This is a genomic window from Sorangium sp. So ce327 (assembly GCF_051530205.1).
GTDB lineage: Bacteria > Myxococcota_A > Polyangia > Polyangiales > Polyangiaceae > Sorangium > Sorangium cellulosum_B.
This window is the reverse complement of sequence record NZ_CP150330.1, coordinates 686,558-705,037: the sequence shown is the minus strand read 5'-3', so window position 1 is coordinate 705,037 and position 18,480 is coordinate 686,558. Positions and strand designations below refer to the sequence as shown.

Genomic DNA, 18,480 nt, shown 5'->3' with positions numbered 1-18,480 from the left:
ACAGCCGCGACGACGCTGTCAATGCGCCGTCACGAGGGGGGCGCCGCGCCGGCGAGGCGCGCCACCTGCGCCCACGCGCGGGCCGCCTCCTCGTGCCCGGTCGCGGCCGCGAGCTGCGCCAGGAACTGCGCGCACGCCTGCTCGCCGTGGGCATCCTCGGCCTCGCGGGCGCGCGCGAGGGCGCTCAGCGCCTCGAGGAGCGCGCCCTCCGTGCGGCCCGCGGCGGCCAGCGCGACGCCGTAGGCGAGCAGCGCCCGGGCCCGCTGCGAAGGCGACGCGTCGGCCTCCGCGGCGATCCGGAAGCGCCGGAGCGCCTCCTCCTTCGCGCCGCGCCCGAGCGAGATCAGGCCGGTCATGCGCTCCGCCAGATCGAGGTGCTCGCCGGTGCGGCGGAGCTCGCCCACGAGCCGCTCGAGCGTGCGGAGGTCGCCCTGGACGAGCGCCTGCTTGGCCAGCTCGGCGAGGCGGAGCGCGATGTCGTTCATCGACATGACGGGCGACTCCGTGGTCTTCGCGAGCAGATCGTCGGAGGCGTCGCCGCACGGAAGGCCGACGTCCGGGGAGGTCGCGTCGGGAAAGTCCGTAGGCGGGTCGTCCGGCTGCGCCGCGGGCGCGCCGGGGCGGGAGCGCTCGCCGACAGGCGCCGGCGCCGCGCGCTGCGGCTCCGGCGCGTCGCCGACCACCTCGATGGGCGTGCGGTGGGTGGGCGGCTGGCTCGACGAGCTGTCCGGCGCCTCGTCGCGGTGATCTCTCGCGGTCTCCTGCTCGTCGGCGAACGCGAGCAGCTCCGCGGCCGCGCCCTCGAGCAGCGCGTCGCCGGCCGCGCGCCCGGCGCGCCCGGCGAGATCGGCCGCGGAGCGCCGATCGCCCGCCTTCGCGGCGTGCCACGCGGCGTCGGCGAGGCCGAGCACGCTGGCGTGATCCTCGACGACCCGCGCCGCGGCCAGGTGCCACGCGGCGCGCTCGCCCGGCGGGACGCCCGCGAGCAGGGCGTCGCGCAGCGTGCGCGAGGAGAGCCGCAGCCAGCCAGGCTCCGGCCGGAAGACCCAGCCGGCGCCGAGCAGCGCCGCCTGGACCGCGGCCACCTTCGGGGCGCCGGTGCCGTCGCACAGCGCGTCGATCGCCGCGTCCGACGCGTCCCCGCCGAGGGTCGCGAGCGCGGTGAGCACCGTGCGCTGGCCGATCGCGAGAAGGCGCAGCCGGCCCTCGATCGAGCGGAGCGCGGGGGGCGCGGCGAGCTCGGCGCCGGTCATCGTGCGCGGGGGCCTGCCCCGCCCGGCGCTGCGCCGGCGCGGCCCGACGCTCCTGCCGATCCAGCGCAGCGCGCCGCTCTCCAGCGCCTCGCAGAGGAGCTCGCGCACGGCCAGCGGGAACGCGGGCGCGCGCGCGGCCCAGCGGCGCGCGCCCGCCTCGTCGATGCAGCCGTCGAGGAGGCGGCGGACGAGATCCTGCGCGCCCGGCGCGGGGAGCGGCCCCAGCGTGACCGTGGCGGCGGGGGTGAGCGCGGTGAGCGGCGCGGGGAGCGGATCCGAGCGCCCGAGCCGGGCGACGGCGCGCGGGCCGCCGCCCGGCGAGAGGGCGAGGGCGATCGCGTCGAGGCTCGCGGCGTCGACCTCGGAGGCGTCGTCGACGGCGAGCAGGCCGACGCGGACGTCGGACGGGGCGAGCCACAGGGCGAGCACCTCGGCGGCGATCCTCGGCTCGACGCCCTCGCCGGCGAGGAGCCGCGCGAGCGCGGGCTTCAGCCGATCCGGGAGCACCGGCGCGCGGGCGCGGCTCTTCTCGGCGCGGAGCGCCGCGCGCGCGAGGGCGCGCCGGAGCGCGCCGAACGGCTCGCGCGAGGCCCCGATCGGCGCGACGAAGAGGCTCCGCGACGGCGCGAGCAGCCGCTCCAGCTCGAGGAGCAGCCGCGTGCCGCCGGCGCCGGGCTCGGCCCGGACGATCGCGAGGGAGCCGGGGGGCACCGCGAGCTCGGCGAGCTCGGCGTCGCGGCCGATGAGCGGCGGCTTGCACAGGCGCGCCACGCTCTCGGCGACCTGCCTGCGCAGCGGCTGCTGCGCGTCGAGGCGGAGGCCGCGCACCCGGCGCGCGCCGTCGATGCCGCGGTGGGCGCCGAGGGTCATGAGCTCGCCCGAGAGCACGGCGGGGAGCGCCGGATCGAGGAGCACGTCGCCGGGGAGCGCGACGCGGGCGAGCATGACGGCGACGAGCAGCGGCTGTCCCCAGGACAGCGCGGTGAAGCGCCCCGCCTCGCCGACGTAGGTCATCTCGCCCCGCGCGATGCCGACCGCGAAGCGCGCGTCGGGGTGCACCGACGCGTCCTCCGCGGCGAGCGCGGCGAGCAGCACGGCCTCCTCGACGTCGTCGGGGGTGAACTCGAACGAGAAGGTCTGGGCGCTCCAGGCGCACAGGGTGGCGCCGAGCGCCTCGGCGCGCTTCTTCAGCGCGAGCGCCCTCGCGAGGTAGCTCTCCTCGCCGCGCGCGGCGCCGCCGCCGGCGCGCGCGGCGCCCTTCTGGCGCGACGGCGGCGCGGGCGCCCGCGCCGCGCCGCGGCGGCCGGGCCACGGCGCGACCGCGTCCGTGCTGTCTGGCTGCGAGAGGGCCGCAGTACCTCGAAAGGACACGACGATGCGCTCCGGCATTGCGGCGAGTGTAGCGGGGCGCGGAGGGCGCGTGGGCGGTTCTCGGCGCGCGCCGCGGTACGATGGATCCCTTGATGCGACCGTCTCCCCCGCGCGCCGTGAGGCCGAGCTCTCGCCCGGCGCGCGCCGCCGCGCTCGCCGCGCTCGCCGTCGCGGCGCGCGCCGTCGCGCTCGTCGCCATGGCGCTCCCCTCCCCTGCGGCCGCGAACGGCGTCTTTCCCTCGGCGGACCAGATCGTGTTCGACCCGGCGGATCCAGCGCGCGCCGTCGCCCGGATGACGTACGGCCTGCTGACCACGCGAGACGGGGGCGCGAGCTGGCGCTGGATCTGCGAGGGCGCGGTCGGGTACGACGACACGGCCGGTCAATCCCCGCCCATCGCGGCGGCGGCGAGCGGCCGGGTGTTCGCCGCGCTGACCGACGGCATCGCGGTCGGCGCCGACGGCGGCTGCGCCTGGGCGCGCGCCGCCGAGCTCGCCGGGCGGGAGGTGATCGATCTCTCGGTCCGGCAGGGCGATCCGTCGCACGTCGTCGCGGTGGCCGCGGGGACCAGGCACGGCCTCTGGGCGTCGCGCGACGGCGGCGCGAGCTGGACCGGCGCGGGGGCGCCGCTCCCGGTGGGCTTTGTGGCCCGGACGGTCGACGTCGCGCCGTCGGATCGGCGGCGGGTCTACGTGAGCGGCCTTGCGAGCGAGGGCGGCTCCGTCAAGGGGGTGCTCGCGCGCTCGGCCGACGGCGGGGAGACGTGGCAGACCGCGGCGGTGCCGGGGAGCACGACGTCGCGCGAGCCTTACATCGCGGGGGTGGATCCGGTCGACGCCGACGTGCTGTACGTGCGGATCGCGAGCGCGCCGGGGCGCCTGTTCGTCTCGAAGGACGGCGGGGCGGCGTTCGCGCCGGTGTTCACGACCGAGGGCTTCGTGCGCGCGTTCGCGATCTCGCCGGACGGCGCGACGGTGGTGGTGGGCAGCGACATCGACGGCGTCTTCCGCGCGCCCTCGTCGACGCTGGCCTTCGAGCGGGTCTCGAGCGTCGCGCCGCGCTGCTTCGCCTGGACGGATTCGGGCCTCTACGCGTGCGCGAGCGAGTTCCTGGACGGCTTCACGATCGGCCGCTCGCTCGACGGCGGCGCGACGTTCGAGCCGCTGCTCCAGCAGGGGTGCATTCGTGGTCCTCTGGAGTGCGCGGCGAGCACCGCGGTCGGAGCGGTCTGCCCGGCGGACTGGCCGAGGATCGCGCTGATGACGGGCCACCGGGACTGCACGCCGGACGCCGGTTCACCCGCGGCCGGCAGCGGCACGAGCGCCGTCGCGACCGGCGCGACCGGCGCGGCGGCAAGCGGCGGCGGCCAGGCGAGCGCCGCGGGTGTAGGCGGAGCGCCCGACGGACCAGGAGGCGGGGCGCCGCCTTCTGGCGGGGCGCGGCCGGGCGGAGCGGGCTGCGGCTGTCGTAGCGGCGGCGCGGCGGAGGGCCAGGCCGGCGCCGTTGCCGCCGGGTCCCTGGCGGCGGCCGCGGCGGTGCGACGGAGGTCGCGACGCGCTGGCGTCATCGCACGAGGGGTGCAGGGCCGAGCCAGGACCAAAACGGACAGCCTCGAGGGCCGCCTCTGAGAGGTCGCGACGTGCGGGCGCCCCCTCGCGAAGGGGGCACGTCGATCCGGAACCGGAGTCGGCCCCCTCATGAGGCCGCTCCGACAGGTGACGAGTCAGGGAGAGATGACGACCCGCTGCGCGGCCATCGCGACGTCGCCGTTCGGGTCCTCCAGGGCAACCTCGATATCGAGCGGTTGCCCCCGGACGGCCTCGACCGGGAGCCCCCGGTCCACCTGAAAGCGCACGCCATCGATCTCGCAGCGGTCCTCCCCGGCCTTGTGCATCGTGACCTGCGCGGTGAAGGGAAGGAGCTCGAACTCCATCTCGGGGAAGTACCCCTCCACGGTCAGGCGCGACCCCATCTGCCGGAGGCCGGTCACGCGCAGCGCGAGCCACACGTGATGGCCCCCTTGAGGGCCCGCCTCGATCGGCACCACCTCGCCATGCTCCAGCGAAGCGAACGCGCTCTCCCCCTGCCCGATCACGACAGCGGGGTCGCCAGAGCCCGGCGTCTTGCACGCATCGCTCGCCGACGCGATCCACAGCGGGTCGTGGTCGGTGAGGGCGGAGGGGGCGATGAAGGGCTCGACGCACGCCCCCGCCGCGCAGGTCGCGCTCGCCGCGCAGGGGGTCGCGCAGCACGCCTCGTCGAGCGAGATGGGCAGGAGCAGACTCCGCCCGCCAGCCGCGCGGGTCGCGCCCCTCCGCGTCACGATGGGAGAGGCCTCGCCGTCGCGGAACGCCGCGATGGACAGCTCGATCTCCGCGCCGTCGGGCGCTGGCCCGACCACGAGCTCGGCCGGGAGCGACAGCTCTCCCCCGCCATACGAGAGACGCTCGGTGCCCGTGACGACGCCATCCACCTTCGTGGTCGTCTCGATGTGATCGAACTGGAAGCCAACCGCCATATCCGTGGTGAGGCCGAACACCACGAGCGCGTCAGCCGCCTCGCCCGCACAGCCCGCGGAGCACAGGAGGAACAGCGCGAGCAGCGCCTCGTGGGTCGGCCGCACGCTCACCTGGGGACGCTCAGCCCGACGTGCGCGATGAGCGCTTGCGGCGCCGCGCAAGCCAGCCTGCCGCCGCGGCGAACACGGCGAGCGGCGCGGTGAGGGAGGCCTTGCTCGCAGGCCTGGCGGCGCACATGCCGGCTGCGAGGTTCCCGTCGATGCCGTCTGGACCGATGGTGACCTCCGCCTTGGCCTCCACGCTGATGCCCTGCGCGAGCAGCGCGTTCACGCACGCCGGGATCTGCGATCCGGAGATGATGTACTTCCCATTGCAGAAGAGCGCGCCGTCGCCGCTGCAGGAAGCGTCGCAGTTCGCGCGGAACTCGTGCTCGCAGTCCTCGAACTCCTCGTTCTGACACGTGGTCTGGCAGTCCATGTTCGCGTCGGCCGTGCACGAGCCCCCGCAGCACTCGATGCAGTGCTGGTAGCAGCCGCCATCCACCGTCACGCACTTGGCGCCGCACTCGCTGTCGCAGTTCGCGTCCCACGTCGCGGCGCACTGGGCGGCGTCGACGGCGCCACGGCACTCGACGTCCCGCGTGGTGGTGCACTCGACGAAGCAGTTGTGGGAGCAGATGACATTGATGCCCCTGTCGCAGTCCGCGCTGCACTGCTCGGTGCAGCTGTCCGTGCAGCCCGCCTCCGCCGACAGAGTGCAGTCCGTCTTGCAGACTTGCACGAGCTTCGTGGCGCACGCTGTCTTGTAGATCCCGAGCTCGCTGCAGCCCGCGGTGCACTCGCCCGTGACGCGCACTTCGCAGTTCGACAGGCCCTCGAAGCGAATGTTGCCGCACTCCGGGACACCCGCGCTCGCCGGGAGAGCGGCCGTGAGACAGACGGTGATGCTCGCCAGCCCGAACCACATGGATCTTCGCATAGGTGCACTCTCCTCCTCGACGGCCGGGAAAATTCGATCCTACACAAGGCGATCGCCGCGAGGAAGCGACATCGCCGCGGCGCACGTTCGCGGCGCACGGGACGCGTTGTTGTGTACGCGTACACGCGTACACGCGTGGCGCATGTGGAGACGTGGAGACGTCGAGACGCGTGTTGACGGGGATCGACGTGAATGGGGGTCACGGGCGCGGCGCGCTGGAGTCACCTGGCGCGCCTCGCCGTCACCTGGCGCGCGGCGCGCGGGGCTCAATCGGCGGGCCAGGGGTTCGGCGGATCCGCCGGCGTGTAGGGCTGCACGTTCGCCTCCGCCGTGATGAGGTTCTCGATGAACAGATCGACGTAGCGCAGGTCGTCCTCGACGTCGGGGTCCGGATGATCCGCGAGCCACGCCTCGACGTTCGGCCGCAGCGCCTCGAGCGTGCGCCGCGCGGTGCGGGGGTCGGCGTCCGCGGCGAGCTGGGCGGCGAGCTTGAACCCGGCGAAGAGGTTCAACATCACGAAGCCCTTCTCGACGGTGTCGCCGGAGAAATGGCCGGCCTCGGGCGGCGCGTCGGGCGCGCTCGGCGCCTCGATGTCGACCTCCTGCGCGTGCGCCTCGCCCGTCAGCGGGTGCCGCCACGACAGCGCGAGGCTGCCCACGGCGCGCGGGTCCTCGACACCTTGCTGGTCGGGCTTCGGCACGAGCTCGAGCAGGATGGCGCCTCCGCCGCCGCGCCGGCCGGAGCCAACAGGCTCCGCGGCGCTCGTCCGGCCGGCGAGGAAGAGGCTCGGGATGTGCACGGCGCCGCCGCGCTCGCCGCCCTGCCAGCCGTTCGTGCCGTACGCGCCGCGCACGACGTAACCGTCGCCCACGGCGACGTCGAGCTCCACGTCGAGCGCCAGCGGCACGAGGAACGTCTTCACCTCCTCGGCGAAGACCTCCTCCACCGCCTTCGGGTCCTCGAGGAAGTAGAAGTTGCCCGCGCCGACCTCGCTGATCCCGCGCATCGCGTCGACGTCGAACTCGGCCCCGACGCCGATGGCGGTGAGGCCGATCCCCTTCTCCGCGTACCCGGCCGCGAGCGACACGAGCCGCTGAGGCGAGGTGAGCCCGGCCGTGGCCACGCCGTCGGACAGGAAGATCACGCGGTTCTGCCAGGCCGGATCGAGGTGCTGCTCGGCGAGCGCGTAGGCGGTGAAGAGCCCCTCGTACAGGTTGGTCGACCCCCGCGCGGTCAGGCCCTCGAACGCCTCCGTGAGCGCCTCCCTGTCCGAGCCCTCCGCCTGCTCGAGGACGACCTCGGCCGCGTCCGCATAGCGGACGAGCGAGATCCGGTCGGTCGGCTCGAGGGCGTCGATCATCTCGACGAGCCCCGCCCGGACGTAGGCGATCGGGTCGCCTTCCATCGAGCCGCTCGTGTCGACGGCGATGACGAGGTGCAGCGGCGGCCGCTCGAGCGCGCCGAGGTCCACGGGCGAGTTCATCCCGATCTGGATGAGCGTGCAGGGCGAGCCGCTGATCATGTTGCCCATGATCCCGAGCAGCCCGTGCATGCACACGTCCTCGCCGCAGGTCGCGGCCGGGTAATCGAGCTTGTGCTCGGCGAAGAAGCCGACGTCGTCGAGCGTGTCCGGCCCGGGGATCTCGCCGTCCTCGAGGATCTGCCGGAACAGGCCGAAGTCCTGCGCGCCCCCCTGGGAGACGCCCACGCTGCCCGGGGACGGGGACCCGGGGGGGCCCGGGGGGAAGGTGATGCCGCCGGATTCGCGGTCCGAGGACGCGCAGCCGGCCGCGCCGAGCGCGGCGGCGGCGCCGAGCGCGAGGACCTCATGCATTCGGATCTTCATGGCGTGACCTCCTACGGCGCCGCGGCGGCGGCGACCAAGACCGACTCGAGCAGGCGGGGTTGATCGACGGGGACGGTGAAGCACTCCGCGTCGCGCACCGGCATGTCGTCGGCGCGCACGAGGAAGAGCGCGCCGGCGCCCTCGGCGAGCGCCGCGCTCTCGCCGGGCCGCAGCGAGACGACCCCGGAGACGCCGTCGCCGAGCAGCGACGCCTCGAGCGGCTCGACGAGGCTGCCGCACGCGTCGTGGAACCCGCCGCAGGCCGCGAGCGGCGAGAGATCGGCCGTGAAATGGGCGGCCGGCTGCCGGCCGACCATCGACCAGCGGGCGAGCACGTTGCCGCGCAGCGCGAGCACCGCGTGCGTCTCGCTCTCGATGTGGAGGCCGCGCGCGAACGCCAGCTGGTCCTGCAGGAGCTCGGGGTACCTGCCGCCGTCGATCGCGACGGCGCTCACATGGAGGACGTCGCCCTCGCTGAACGGGATCGCCTCGGCAGGGGCGCAGAGGAAGAAGGTCTCGCCGCGATCGAGCGCGAGGGCGTGGCACCCGTCCGGCGACGACGTCACGCCGGTGAGGACCCCTGCTCTGGAGACGGGCACGGTCCAGTCGAGCCCGCTTCGATTGGCCGAGGCGCCGCATGCGCCCGCGGGAGCCGGCGTTTCGATGGGCGGCGCCGGGAAGATCGCCGGGTGCTCGACGAGCTCGAGCCTGGCCCCGGCGCGCTGCAGCGTGATCATCCGATCCGGCTGCGGGTTCTCCGTCGACGTGACGACCTCCTGCTCCGGAAACTCCGCAGCGGACCACGCGAGGAGCGTGAGCGGCAGCCCGTCAGCGTCGATCAAGTAGGCATCGCACCCCGCGTTGCCCAGCGGGAGCGCGCGGCCGGGCGCGATGAGCCAGGTCTCGGCGTTCGCGAACAGATCGCGCGAGAGGGCGCTCGTCGGGTCGTCCAGCACGACGCCGCAGTCGACCCGCACCGACTCCCGGAGGCGCCGCACGCGGATGAGCTGCTCGGTCCCGGTCGTGTTGCCGATCACGAGCGACGCGAGCTCCTGCGGCTGCGGCGGCGCGCACCCCTCGGCCTCGCCGCACGGAGGCGGATCGTAGCTCGTGGCCACGCAGGACAGGCTGCCCGCCATCAGCGCCAGGCGGTGCGCGACCGGGCGCGCGGGCGCCGGCCGCGCCATCGCCTCGCCGAGCACGCGGTACGAGGCGAGGAGGACCGGCAGCGCGATGAGGTCCGTCGGGTCGACGGTGATCCGCCACGGGAGCGGCGTGAGCGCCATCAGCCCCTCGACCGCGCGGGCGGCCTCCGGAGCGAGCTTGATGGCCGAGAAGACGACGCCGATGACGACGTGCGCGCCGAGGAATCCGCGGCGCGAGGTCACGCGGAGCAGCGAGGCGAGGACCGCGGGCGCGACCACGAGCCCCGCGAAGTCGCTGAGCTTCCCGGTCAACCACCCAGGGAGCACGCCAGAGCCCTTGAGGGCGTGATCGTTGAGGACGAGGAGCGCCAGGGCTCCCAACCATAAGGGGTGAAGGAGCGTTCGAGTTGAGCGCAGATCTGGAGCCATCGGGAGCTCTCCTTCCGTGCGATCAGAGGCCATCGCGGGCGGCTGAGCAAGCGAGCGGAGCGCTCGCCGAGGTCCGGCCCCAAGCAAGCGCCATACCCTGAACAAACAAACATCAATTCAACCAATTACACAGCAACGAGGCCTCGCGCCCCTGACGCCGGTGTCAGGCGTCAGGGCTGCGGCGGGCCCTGGTTCGCGTGGCCGCGGCGCCCGAGCGCGTGGCCGCTCTCGAGCGTGGGATCGACCGGCGGAGCATCGCGCGCCGACAAGAGGGCGTGATGGCGGTGTTCGAAGGGCGGAGGGCGCATGAAGGCGCGCCGGACGAGCGCCGGAGGGGTGATCCGCGCCCTGCGTCAGGGCTTGAGGACGACCTTGACGCAGTCGTCGAGCTTCTTGTTGAAGATCTCGTAGGCGTGCGGGGCGCGCGAGAGCGGCAGGCGGTGGGTGATGATGTCGTCCGCCCGGAGATGCCCGTCCTCGATGTGCTTGAGGATCCGGTCGATGTAGTTGTGCGCCGGCGCCTGGCCGGCCTGGAGCCTCAGGCCCTTGTCGAAGACCTGGCCCAGCGGGAAGTTGTCGTAGGGCACGCCGTAGACCCCAACGACCGGCACGACCCCGCCCCGGCGCACGGCGCTCAGGGCGAGCCGGAGGGCCGATATCGTCCCGACCTGGCCGTGAAGGGCGCTGGAGGCCTTCTCGAGGAGGCCGCGGTGCGCCTCCATCCCGACCGCGTCGACGCACACGTCCGCGCCGCGCCCGCTCGTCATCGCGCGGATCGCCTCGACGGCGTCGACCTTGTCGACGTTGACGGTCTCGGCCTTGGCGACCTCGCGGGCCGTCTTCAGGCGGTACTCCTCCCGATCGACGCCGATGACGCGCGCCGCGCCGCGGAGCCAGGCGCACTTCATGGTCGCGAGGCCGACAGGCCCGCATCCGAACACGGCGACCGTCTCTCCCCCCTTGAGCTCGGCCCACTCGATGGCCGTCCACCCGGTGGGGAGGATGTCGGTCGTGAAGAGGACCTGCTCGTCGGTGAGGCGCTCAGGCACCCTCCGTGGCCCGAAGTCGGCGTAAGGGACGCGCACGTACTCGGCCTGGCCCCCGTTGTAACCGCCGTAGAGGTCCGTGTACCCGAAGAGGGCGCCGCCCTTGCCCTCGAGCGTGCCGCCCTCGGGACCGTAGTGCTTGGGGTTGGAGCTCTCGCAATGGCCGGGCAGCTCGGCCTGACAGAAGAAGCAACGCCCGCACGCGATGGGGAACGGGACAACGACCCTGTCGCCTTTCCGCAGCTTCGTGACCTGCGGGCCGATCTCCTCGACGATGCCCATGAACTCATGGCCGAGCACCATGGGCTTCGCCTGGGGGAAGAAGCCGTTGTAGATGTGCAGATCCGAGCCGCAGATCGCGGTCGCGGTGACGCGCACGATGACGTCGGTGGGCTCTTCGATCCGGGGATCCGGGACGTCCTCGACGCGGACGTCCGAGGGTTTGTGGAAAACCAGGGCCTTCACGGTGCCTCCTTTCGGGTGACACATCGGTACGGGCGCTCGGCGGCTCTACCGGCCGGGCCGGCGCACGACAGCTGAACCACAGCGCTGGCTCGCATAAAGCGAGCCACGGAGCCGCGGCGCGCCTTCTGACGGGGGCCCGTCGGCCACGACGAACGCGGGTGGGGTGCCCTGCCCCACCGTGGCGGTCTGTCTCGACGCCGCGGAGCGACGCGGAACGACGACGAACCGGGCGCGGCCGGCGCCCCTGCCGAGCGCGGGCCGCCGCTCGCTCCTCCGCGACCCCGCCGACCCCGCTGGCACCCCCGACCGCGCCGAGGTCTACTCCCCTCCGATGCTCCCCTCGTCCCCCGAGCCGCTCCTCGGCGCGAGCTTCGTCCGCGAGCTCGAGGTGCTCCAGCGGCGGCTCGAGATCCGCGCCCGCTCCGGCGGCGCCGGCGAGCACCTCGCGCGGCGCCGCGGCGGCTCGGCCGAGTTCAAGGAGCACCGGGCGTACGCGCCCGGCGACGACATGCGGCGCATCGACTGGGCCGCGTACGCCCGCACCGGGGAGCCGGTGCTCAAGCTGTTCCGCGCCGAGGAGGACGTCATCGCCCGCATCGTGTGCGACGCGTCGGCGTCCCTCGACTTCGGGGAGCCCACGAAGCTCGACGCGGCCCGCCGGCTCGCGGCCGCGATCGGGTACATGTCGCTCGCGCGCTCCGAGCGCGCGCAGCTCTTCGTGGCGGGGGACGGCATCGCGCGCGAGCACGCGCCGGTGCGCGGGCGCGCGGGGCTCGCCGCGCTCCTCCGCGCCCTCGACGGCGTGAGGGCCTCCGGCGGGACGCACCTCGTGCGCGCCATCGACGCCGTCGTGCGGCAGAGCGCGCGGCCGGGCCTCCTCTGCGTCGTCTCCGACTTCTTCGACCCCGGCCCGGTCACCGCCGCGCTCGGGCGCGCGGCGCAGGCCGGCCACGACGTCGCGGCCCTCCAGGTCGTCGCCGCCGACGAGCTCGAGCCGAGCTTCGAGGGCGACCTGACGCTCGAGGACGCCGAGACCGGGGCGCTGGTCGACGTGACGCTGGACGCCGCGGCCCTCGCCGCCTACGCGGCCCGCTTCGCCGGCCTGTGCGAGGCGCTGCGCGCCTTCGCCCGCCGCCACGGGGCGACGTACGTGCGAGCGCGGAGCGACGAGCCGCTCGAGGGCGCCGTCCGCCGCTTCGTCGCGAGGAGCGTCGACTGACGTGGCCGCCCCGCTCGCACAGGCCTCCGCGGGCGCCCCGCTCGCGCTGCTCTCGCCCGGCGGCCTGTGGCTGCTCGCGCTGCTCGGCCCGCTCGTCCTGCTCTACATCCTCAAGATCAAGCGGAGCCGCCGGCGCGTCCCCTCGACGTGGCTCTGGGCCGCCGCGCAGCGCGATCTCATGGCGCGCGCGCCCTTCAGGAAGCTCATCGCCCAGCTGCCGCTCGTCCTGCAGGCGCTCGCGCTCGCCCTCCTCGCGCTCGCGCTCGCACGCCCCGCCTCGCGCGGGCGCGAGCTCACCGGCGATCACGTGGCGATCGTCCTCGACACGAGCGCCTCGATGTCCGCGGCCGCTCGAGGGCCGGCCGGCGAGGCGACGACGCGCGTCGAGCTCGCGAAGCAGCTCGCCAGGGACCTCCTCTCCGGCCTCGCCCCGGGCAGCGACGCGCTGATCGTCGAGGCGGGGCGCGACGCGCGCCTCGTCGCGGCGCTCGATCGCGATCTGGTCCGGCTCAAGGCGGCGATCGACCCCATCGCAGCGCGCGACGTCGAGGGCGACCTCGAGGCCGCGGTGGCGCTCGGGATCGACCGGCTCCGCCAGCTCGGCGGCGCCCGCCGGGTCGTCGCGATCACCGACGGCAACCTCGCCCGCCCCGCCTCGCTGCGCGGCGTGTCGCTGCCGGTGGAGGTCATCACCGTGGGTGATCCGGTCGACAACGCCGCCATCGTCCGCGTCGACGTGCGCTCCGGGAGCGCGGTGGTGGGCGCGAGCGGCCCGGACGGCAAGCCATCGGAGCAGCGCGAGGAGGTGCAGGCCTTCCTCGTGGTCGCGAACTTCGGGGCGCAGCCGCGCGACGTGTACGTGACGATGCGGCAGGACAACGCGTCGGACGTGCTCGGCTCGCGGCGCGTGCTGGTCAAGCCGGGCGAGCGCCTCCCTGTCGTGCTCACGTTCCGCCCGTCGCCCGGCGACCACCGCAAGGGGCTGGTCTTCGAGCTCTCGCCGCGCGACGCGATGCCGCTCGACGACGTCGCCTACGGGCGCGTGCCGGCCGGCGACAAGCTCCCGGTGTTCCTCGCGTCGGTCGGCACGGGCCAGGGCGGCGACGCCCAGGGCGCGCAGTCGGGAGCGCCCTCGGGCGGCTCCGTCTGGATCGAGCGGGCGCTCGCGTCCGATCCGATGACCTCGGTGACCTCGGGCGCGCTCGCGGACCTGCTCGGGAAGCCCGGGCTCGATCCCGACACGTTCGTGGTGATCGACGGCGCGTGCCCGCCCGATCCTCCGGGGGGCGATCTGCTGATCGTGAACCCGCCGCCCGGGCGCTGCGCCGGCACGCTCGTCGGGCAGACGCTCGATCGCCCCACGCTCACGTCGTGGGACACGGCGGATCCGCGGCTGCGCTTCCTGACGCTGGACGGCGTGAACCTCCGCGTGGCCTCGTCCCTCAAGCCGGAGGCGGCGACGCAGGAGCTGATCCGCGCCCAGGAGGGCACGATCGCGACCGACATCTCCACCGCCTCGCGGACCGGCACGCTGCTCGGCTTCGACGTGGGCGAGAGCGACTGGCCGCTCAAGGCGTCGTTCGTGCTGTTCGTGCGCAACCTGCTCGAGCAGGCGCGGGCCCACCGCGCCCACGGCATCACAGGCCCCGCGCGCACCGGCGAGCCGCTGCGCGTGAGCGTCCCCGCGACCGCGCGGGACCTCCAGGCGATCGGCCCTGCGGGCGAGCGGCTCGAGGTCGCGCAGCGCGCCGGCATCGCGGTGATCGCGGAGACGCCCCGCGCCGGCTTCTACCGCCTCGCCTGGCAGGGACCGCAGGCCGGGTCCGTCGTGGTGCCGGCGAACCTCACGAGCGTCGCCGAGAGCGACCTCACGACGAGGCCGCTCCTCGCGGAGGGAGGCGGCGAGGTCGCCGTCTCCAGCGCGGCGGGACAGCCGGACGCCCACGTCGAGTGGACGTGGCTGCTGGCGCTCGCCGCGCTCGGCTTCGTGGTCTTCGACGTCTGGTATTTCACGCGCGTGCCCCGACAGCTGCGAGGCCACGACAGCCCCACCGCCTAGCGCTGCGGCGGGGAAGCGCCGCGGATCAGCGGAAAGACCGCCAGGCCGCCAAGGCCGCGCCGCGAGGAGCCAGAGGTCCTACCCGACCACCTCGGCGGATATGGTCCTCGTCTCGATATCGACCCACAGCTGGAAACTCCGGGCCTCCAGCTCCTTCGCGTAGAAGATCTTCGGGTAGAGCCGACCGTTGAGCCGCATTCCTTGTTTGCAGCTCGCCACGATCGCAGCCCTGGTCGCGGCGAACAACCTGGTCACGCTGGTCTTCTTCGCCACCGGGCGGATCGTCACCTGCTCGAGATCCTGACCGCGCTGACGCGCACCGGCGAACTCGAGCAGATTTGCGGCCTCACGGTCGAAGAAGCCCCAGTCCTGCTCGCTGGCGGGCGCCCTCCGCGACGCCAGGTACACCAGCTGATAGCCGCCTCTCAGATACTCGTGAGCCGCGAGATGGCTCGCTTCGACGACGGAGAGCGCCGCGCCGCCGTGCGCGCCCTCGAAGCGCTGGAGCACGAGGTGCGCTTTGTGAGAACGAGCGATGTCGGTGATCGTCTCGAAGAGTGCCACCGTCGGAATGAACGCTTCTATCGTGGCCATGCGGCGCCTCCAGGGGTGAACGCGTCGTCACTCTCCGAGATCTACAGGATACACCACCACTGGCAACGAACCACACTCTGCCCTGCGCAACCACCCACACGGCGGTCCCGCGAGGCTCCCCCTCGGCCGGACTCTCGTATCCCCGGCTCTCAGGGTTCCTGGTAATCTCGATGAGCTTGGCTCCTGTCCTTTTCCACCGGCGGGCGTCGCCCGCGGGCGCATCCCCCGGAGGACCCATGGTTACCCAGCGCCGCCCGTGCCGTTCCGGTCGCGTATTCCCCACCGGACCTCAGCACCCGCCCCCGTTGCCATGGGCCGCGCGTACCGGCCTGGGTGCGGGGCCCTTCAGCAGCGCGGCGTTGCTCCTCGCGCTGCTCGCGACGGCCTGCGCCGGGGGCGAGAGCGGGGGTGGCGCGAGCGGCGCCGGCGGCCGCACGGGCGGCACGCGCAACCCGATCTGCGAGGTGGGCACGAGCGCCGGCGAGGTGCAGGCGCCCGAGCACCGGATGGTCCTGCCCGGGCAGACGAGCTGGTACGCGTCGCCGGTGGTGATGGACCTCGACGGCGACGGTCGGAACGAGCTCATCGCCGCTTACTATGCGCTCTTCGTCTTCGACTCGAACGGGAAGGAGATCGATCGCGCCGAGGCCGGCGAGGACCGGGTTTACGCGCCGCACGTGGTCGCCGACCTCGAGGGCGACGGGGCGATCGACATCGTTTATGGCAACGGTCATCAGGTCTTCGCATTCGAATGGAACGACGGGCTCGCGCCGAAAGCCGGGTGGCCGGTGGACACCACAACGGCCGGCAGCGCCCCCGAGGTGCGCGGGCTCGCCGCGGCGGATCTCGACGGCGACGGCACCATCGAGGTGGTGGCGACGACGACCCAGACGGCGACCACCGAGGACGGCGGCGCGCAGGTCTTCGTCTTCAGCGCGGATGGGTCGCTCTATCAACCCGCACCCGCGGGCGCCGCCTTCGCGGCCTGGCCTCGGTACAACAGCCAGAGCGGCCCGGGGAACGACGCGGATCGCAACGGCATGGGGCACTCCGGGTTCGGGTGTTATGGGCTCAACGTCGGCATCGGCGACATCGACGACGACCCGGAGCTCGAGATCCTGGCCACGTACGACAACCACCACATCCAGGCGTTCAACCACGACGGCGTGGCGCTCGACGCCGCGCCGTACTTCAAGAATCGCGACGAGGCGTTCGCCGACCAGCCGCTGACCTGGGGCCAGTTCATCCGCTGGGCGGATCCGAAGGTGGAGGGCGACCATTACCATCTCCATACCGGGACGTGGCCGCACCCGAGCTCCGCCGAGTGGCTGCAGTGGACCGCGTCGCCGCCGAACGTTGTCGATCTCGACGGGGACGGGCGGAACGAGGTCGTCGGCGTGCCAAACGTCGAGATGCACGAGCCCTACGAGACGCAGGCGTATGCGGTGATGGTGCTCGAGGGCGCGCACGGCGACGGCAGCCGATCGGCGATGCGCAAGCCCGGGTGGGAGACGCTCCCGCGCGGCGAGAGGCCGCTCGAAATCGACGGTTATTACCCGCCGAACGGCGTGCCCTCGCCGACGACGGTGAACCTCCAGGGGGACGCGCGGCCCGAGATCATCGTGCCGATGAACGACGGCTATCTCTATGCGTTCGGCCCCGATGCGTCGCTCCTGTGGCGATACGACTACATGCACGGCAAATCGATCATGTTCGCGACCGAGGCCACCGTGGCCGACCTGAATCAGGATGGATCACCCGAGGTCCTGCTGGCGACCTACGGCGCTCCCGACGTGCTCGACTCCGGCAACCTCGTGATCCTCGGCGCGAACGGCGCGGTCCTGCACGACGTGCCCCTGCCGAACCCCGGCAGCAACGGCAACGGCAACGGCGCGCCCGCCGCGCCGGCGGTGGGTGATCTCGATGGAGACGGCCAGCTCGAGGTCTTCGTGCAGACCTTCGAGCACGGGATGGATGTCTTCACGATCCCTGGATCGGCGGCGAATTGCATACTCTGGCCCACCTCGCGAGGTGGCCCGCTGCGCACGGGGCAGCCCTCGCGGTGACCGCGCTCGCATGGCGTACGCCGGTCGATTCAGGGGGATCTCTCAAGGGCAGGCCGTCTGCTCGCCGTGAGGCCGGCCCCGGGACGCACGGTGCACCCGGCGGCGCGACGACCACCGGCGGCTCGGCCGGCTCCGCTCCTCCACCCACCAGGATACGCGCGGCGTCGCGCCATTGCCCTCAGGCACACAGGGCTCCTCGCAAGGAAGCCATTCCCCCTCGAGCGACACGCCGCGAGCGTCCTCCCGAATTCCCCGCGCCCGGAGCCACGCGGCAAGCGCCTCGCCGAGCTCGCGCATGCTCGACCAGCGCGAGGACGGCTCCTTCCGCAGCCCGCGCTCCACGATCGCCCAGAGCTCCGCGTCGAGGCCGCACGTGTCGACGAGCGACGGCACCGCGTCCTGCAGCACCGCCCGCAGGCCGTCCAGCGCGTTCCTTGACGAGAACGGGGGCCGGCCCGACAGGAGCTCGTACAGCATCGCGCAGAGCGCCCAGACATCGGCGCGGCGATCGATGTCAGGGACGGCGAGCACCTGCTCCGGCGGCATGTAATCGGGAGTGCCGAAGACCTCGAACGCCGCCGACGCCTGGCTCGCCTCGCGCTCGGAGACGATCTTCGCGACGCCGAAATCGACGATCTTCGGCTGGAATCGGCCGCCGCCGCGGCGCACCAGCATCACGTTGTCCGGCTTGAGGTCGCGGTGGACGACCCCCTTCTCGTGCACCGCGTGCATCGCGCCGGCGACCGGGAGGAGCAGCGCGATCGCCCGCTCCGGCGTCATCGCCGCCTCGCGCGAGAGCGCGCTCCTCAGCGACTCGCCCTCGATGAGCTCCATCACCAGATAGGGGTCCCCCGCCGCGGTCTCGCCGAGGTCGAAGATCCGGACGACCTCCGCGTGGTTCAGCCGGCCGGCGGCGCGCGCCTCGCGGACGAAGTACTCCGCGAGCTCCGGCGACCGGAGCTCGGGCCGCATCAGCTTGATCGCGACCTCCGACCCGAGCGCCACGTGCGTCGCGATCCAGACCGTGCCCATCGCCCCCTCGCCGATCCTGCGGACCAGACGGTACTTGCCCGCGATGAGATCCCCCTCCTGGTAGTGCGCGCTGCCCGCGGGCTCGCCGAGGCCCTCGTCGAGATCCCACGCGCCGCCGCCCGTGCCGTTCCAGGTGTCCGTGGTCTCGATGCGCGACATGCTCTCTCCTGCCCCGGCTGCGCGGCCTCGCCACGCTCATGACCCGCGCTCAAGCAGACGGCGTGCCATCCCTGACAAACATGGAAAGGTGCTCCGATGCGCCGGAGCGCCCCATGAAACCCGCTCGACACCGACACAGACGCCCCACGGCGTCGCCGATGGGGCACTCGGCCACACCCGCCGAAGCGGCGTCCCCGGGCCCCCGCAAAGATGATTTACTGCGGCTCCCTCGCATGCGGACCGAACGGAGGCCCCCCTGATCCCGGCGGCCGCGCTGCGCGCCCTCCCCTACGCCGCC

12 protein-coding genes are annotated in these 18,480 nt (G+C 73.6%); 4 read left to right on the top strand and 8 right to left on the bottom strand.

The window, feature by feature from the left end:
* Positions 1-29: 29 nt before the first annotated feature.
* Positions 30-2,642 (bottom strand): hypothetical protein, encoded by a 2,613-nt coding sequence (locus WME95_RS02595; protein ID WP_437906846.1) that lies wholly within the window; start codon positions 2,640-2,642, stop codon positions 30-32.
* Between the two features lie 74 nt (positions 2,643-2,716).
* Here WME95_RS02595 and WME95_RS02590 point away from each other — a divergent pair, with 74 nt between their 5' ends.
* Positions 2,717-4,252, top strand: coding sequence for a WD40/YVTN/BNR-like repeat-containing protein (locus tag WME95_RS02590; RefSeq protein ID WP_437906845.1), 1,536 nt, complete (start codon positions 2,717-2,719; stop codon positions 4,250-4,252).
* Positions 4,253-4,347: 95 nt separating this feature from the next.
* Here the strand turns inward: WME95_RS02590 and WME95_RS02585 are convergent, their stop codons facing one another.
* From WME95_RS02585 to WME95_RS02565, 5 genes are all read right to left on the bottom strand, one after another.
* Positions 4,348-5,253 carry a hypothetical protein gene (locus WME95_RS02585; protein ID WP_437906844.1) on the bottom strand — a complete coding sequence of 302 codons (906 nt, stop codon included), beginning with the start codon at positions 5,251-5,253 and terminating at the stop codon, positions 4,348-4,350.
* Between the two features lie 10 nt (positions 5,254-5,263).
* Positions 5,264-6,121 (bottom strand): hypothetical protein, encoded by an 858-nt coding sequence (locus tag WME95_RS02580; protein WP_437906843.1) that lies wholly within the window; start codon positions 6,119-6,121, stop codon positions 5,264-5,266.
* Positions 6,122-6,387: 266 nt separating this feature from the next.
* Positions 6,388-7,968, bottom strand: a complete 1,581-nt coding sequence (locus tag WME95_RS02575) for a vWA domain-containing protein (protein WP_437906842.1) — start codon at positions 7,966-7,968, stop codon at positions 6,388-6,390.
* A gap of 11 nt (positions 7,969-7,979) precedes the next feature.
* The gene (locus WME95_RS02570; protein WP_437906841.1) at positions 7,980-9,542 is read right to left on the bottom strand and encodes a hypothetical protein; all 1,563 of its coding nucleotides are present in this window, start codon (positions 9,540-9,542) and stop codon (positions 7,980-7,982) included.
* 353 nt (positions 9,543-9,895) lie between these two features.
* Positions 9,896-11,053: a zinc-dependent alcohol dehydrogenase gene (locus WME95_RS02565; protein ID WP_437906840.1), complete on the bottom strand. Its 1,158-nt coding sequence runs from the start codon at positions 11,051-11,053 to the stop codon at positions 9,896-9,898.
* 163 nt (positions 11,054-11,216) lie between these two features.
* Here WME95_RS02565 and WME95_RS02560 point away from each other — a divergent pair, with 163 nt between their 5' ends.
* A complete protein-coding gene (locus WME95_RS02560) occupies positions 11,217-12,272 on the top strand; it encodes a DUF58 domain-containing protein (RefSeq protein ID WP_437906839.1) in 1,056 nt (351 codons plus the stop codon).
* A 1-nt stretch (position 12,273) separates the two neighbouring features.
* Complete coding sequence (locus tag WME95_RS02555) at positions 12,274-14,331, top strand: vWA domain-containing protein (protein WP_437906838.1); 2,058 nt, start codon at positions 12,274-12,276, stop codon at positions 14,329-14,331.
* Positions 14,332-14,409: 78 nt separating this feature from the next.
* Here WME95_RS02555 and WME95_RS02550 read toward each other — a convergent pair whose 3' ends face one another.
* Positions 14,410-14,925, bottom strand: coding sequence for a hypothetical protein (locus WME95_RS02550; RefSeq protein ID WP_437906837.1), 516 nt, complete (start codon positions 14,923-14,925; stop codon positions 14,410-14,412).
* Between the two features lie 359 nt (positions 14,926-15,284).
* On the opposite strand from WME95_RS02550, the gene WME95_RS02545 reads away from it, so the two are divergent.
* Positions 15,285-16,991: an FG-GAP repeat domain-containing protein gene (locus tag WME95_RS02545; protein WP_437906836.1), complete on the top strand. Its 1,707-nt coding sequence runs from the start codon at positions 15,285-15,287 to the stop codon at positions 16,989-16,991.
* 42 nt (positions 16,992-17,033) lie between these two features.
* On the opposite strand, the gene WME95_RS02540 is transcribed toward WME95_RS02545, so the two are convergent.
* Positions 17,034-18,182, bottom strand: coding sequence for a serine/threonine-protein kinase (locus WME95_RS02540; RefSeq protein ID WP_437906835.1), 1,149 nt, complete (start codon positions 18,180-18,182; stop codon positions 17,034-17,036).
* Between the last annotated feature and the right edge of the window lie 298 nt (positions 18,183-18,480).

Bases quoted from the DNA above. Each gene is read 5' to 3' on its own strand.
- WME95_RS02595 (WP_437906846.1), bottom strand. From the start codon at position 2,642: ATGCCGGAGCGCATCGTCGTGTCCTTTCGAGGTACTGCGGCCCTCTCG.
- WME95_RS02590 (WP_437906845.1), top strand. From the start codon at position 2,717: ATGCGACCGTCTCCCCCGCGCGCCGTGAGGCCGAGCTCTCGCCCGGCG.
- WME95_RS02580 (WP_437906843.1), bottom strand. From the start codon at position 6,121: ATGCGAAGATCCATGTGGTTCGGGCTGGCGAGCATCACCGTCTGTCTC.
- WME95_RS02575 (WP_437906842.1), bottom strand. From the start codon at position 7,968: ATGAAGATCCGAATGCATGAGGTCCTCGCGCTCGGCGCCGCCGCCGCG.
- WME95_RS02570 (WP_437906841.1), bottom strand. From the start codon at position 9,542: ATGGCTCCAGATCTGCGCTCAACTCGAACGCTCCTTCACCCCTTATGG.
- WME95_RS02550 (WP_437906837.1), bottom strand. From the start codon at position 14,925: ATGGCCACGATAGAAGCGTTCATTCCGACGGTGGCACTCTTCGAGACG.
- WME95_RS02540 (WP_437906835.1), bottom strand. From the start codon at position 18,182: ATGTCGCGCATCGAGACCACGGACACCTGGAACGGCACGGGCGGCGGC.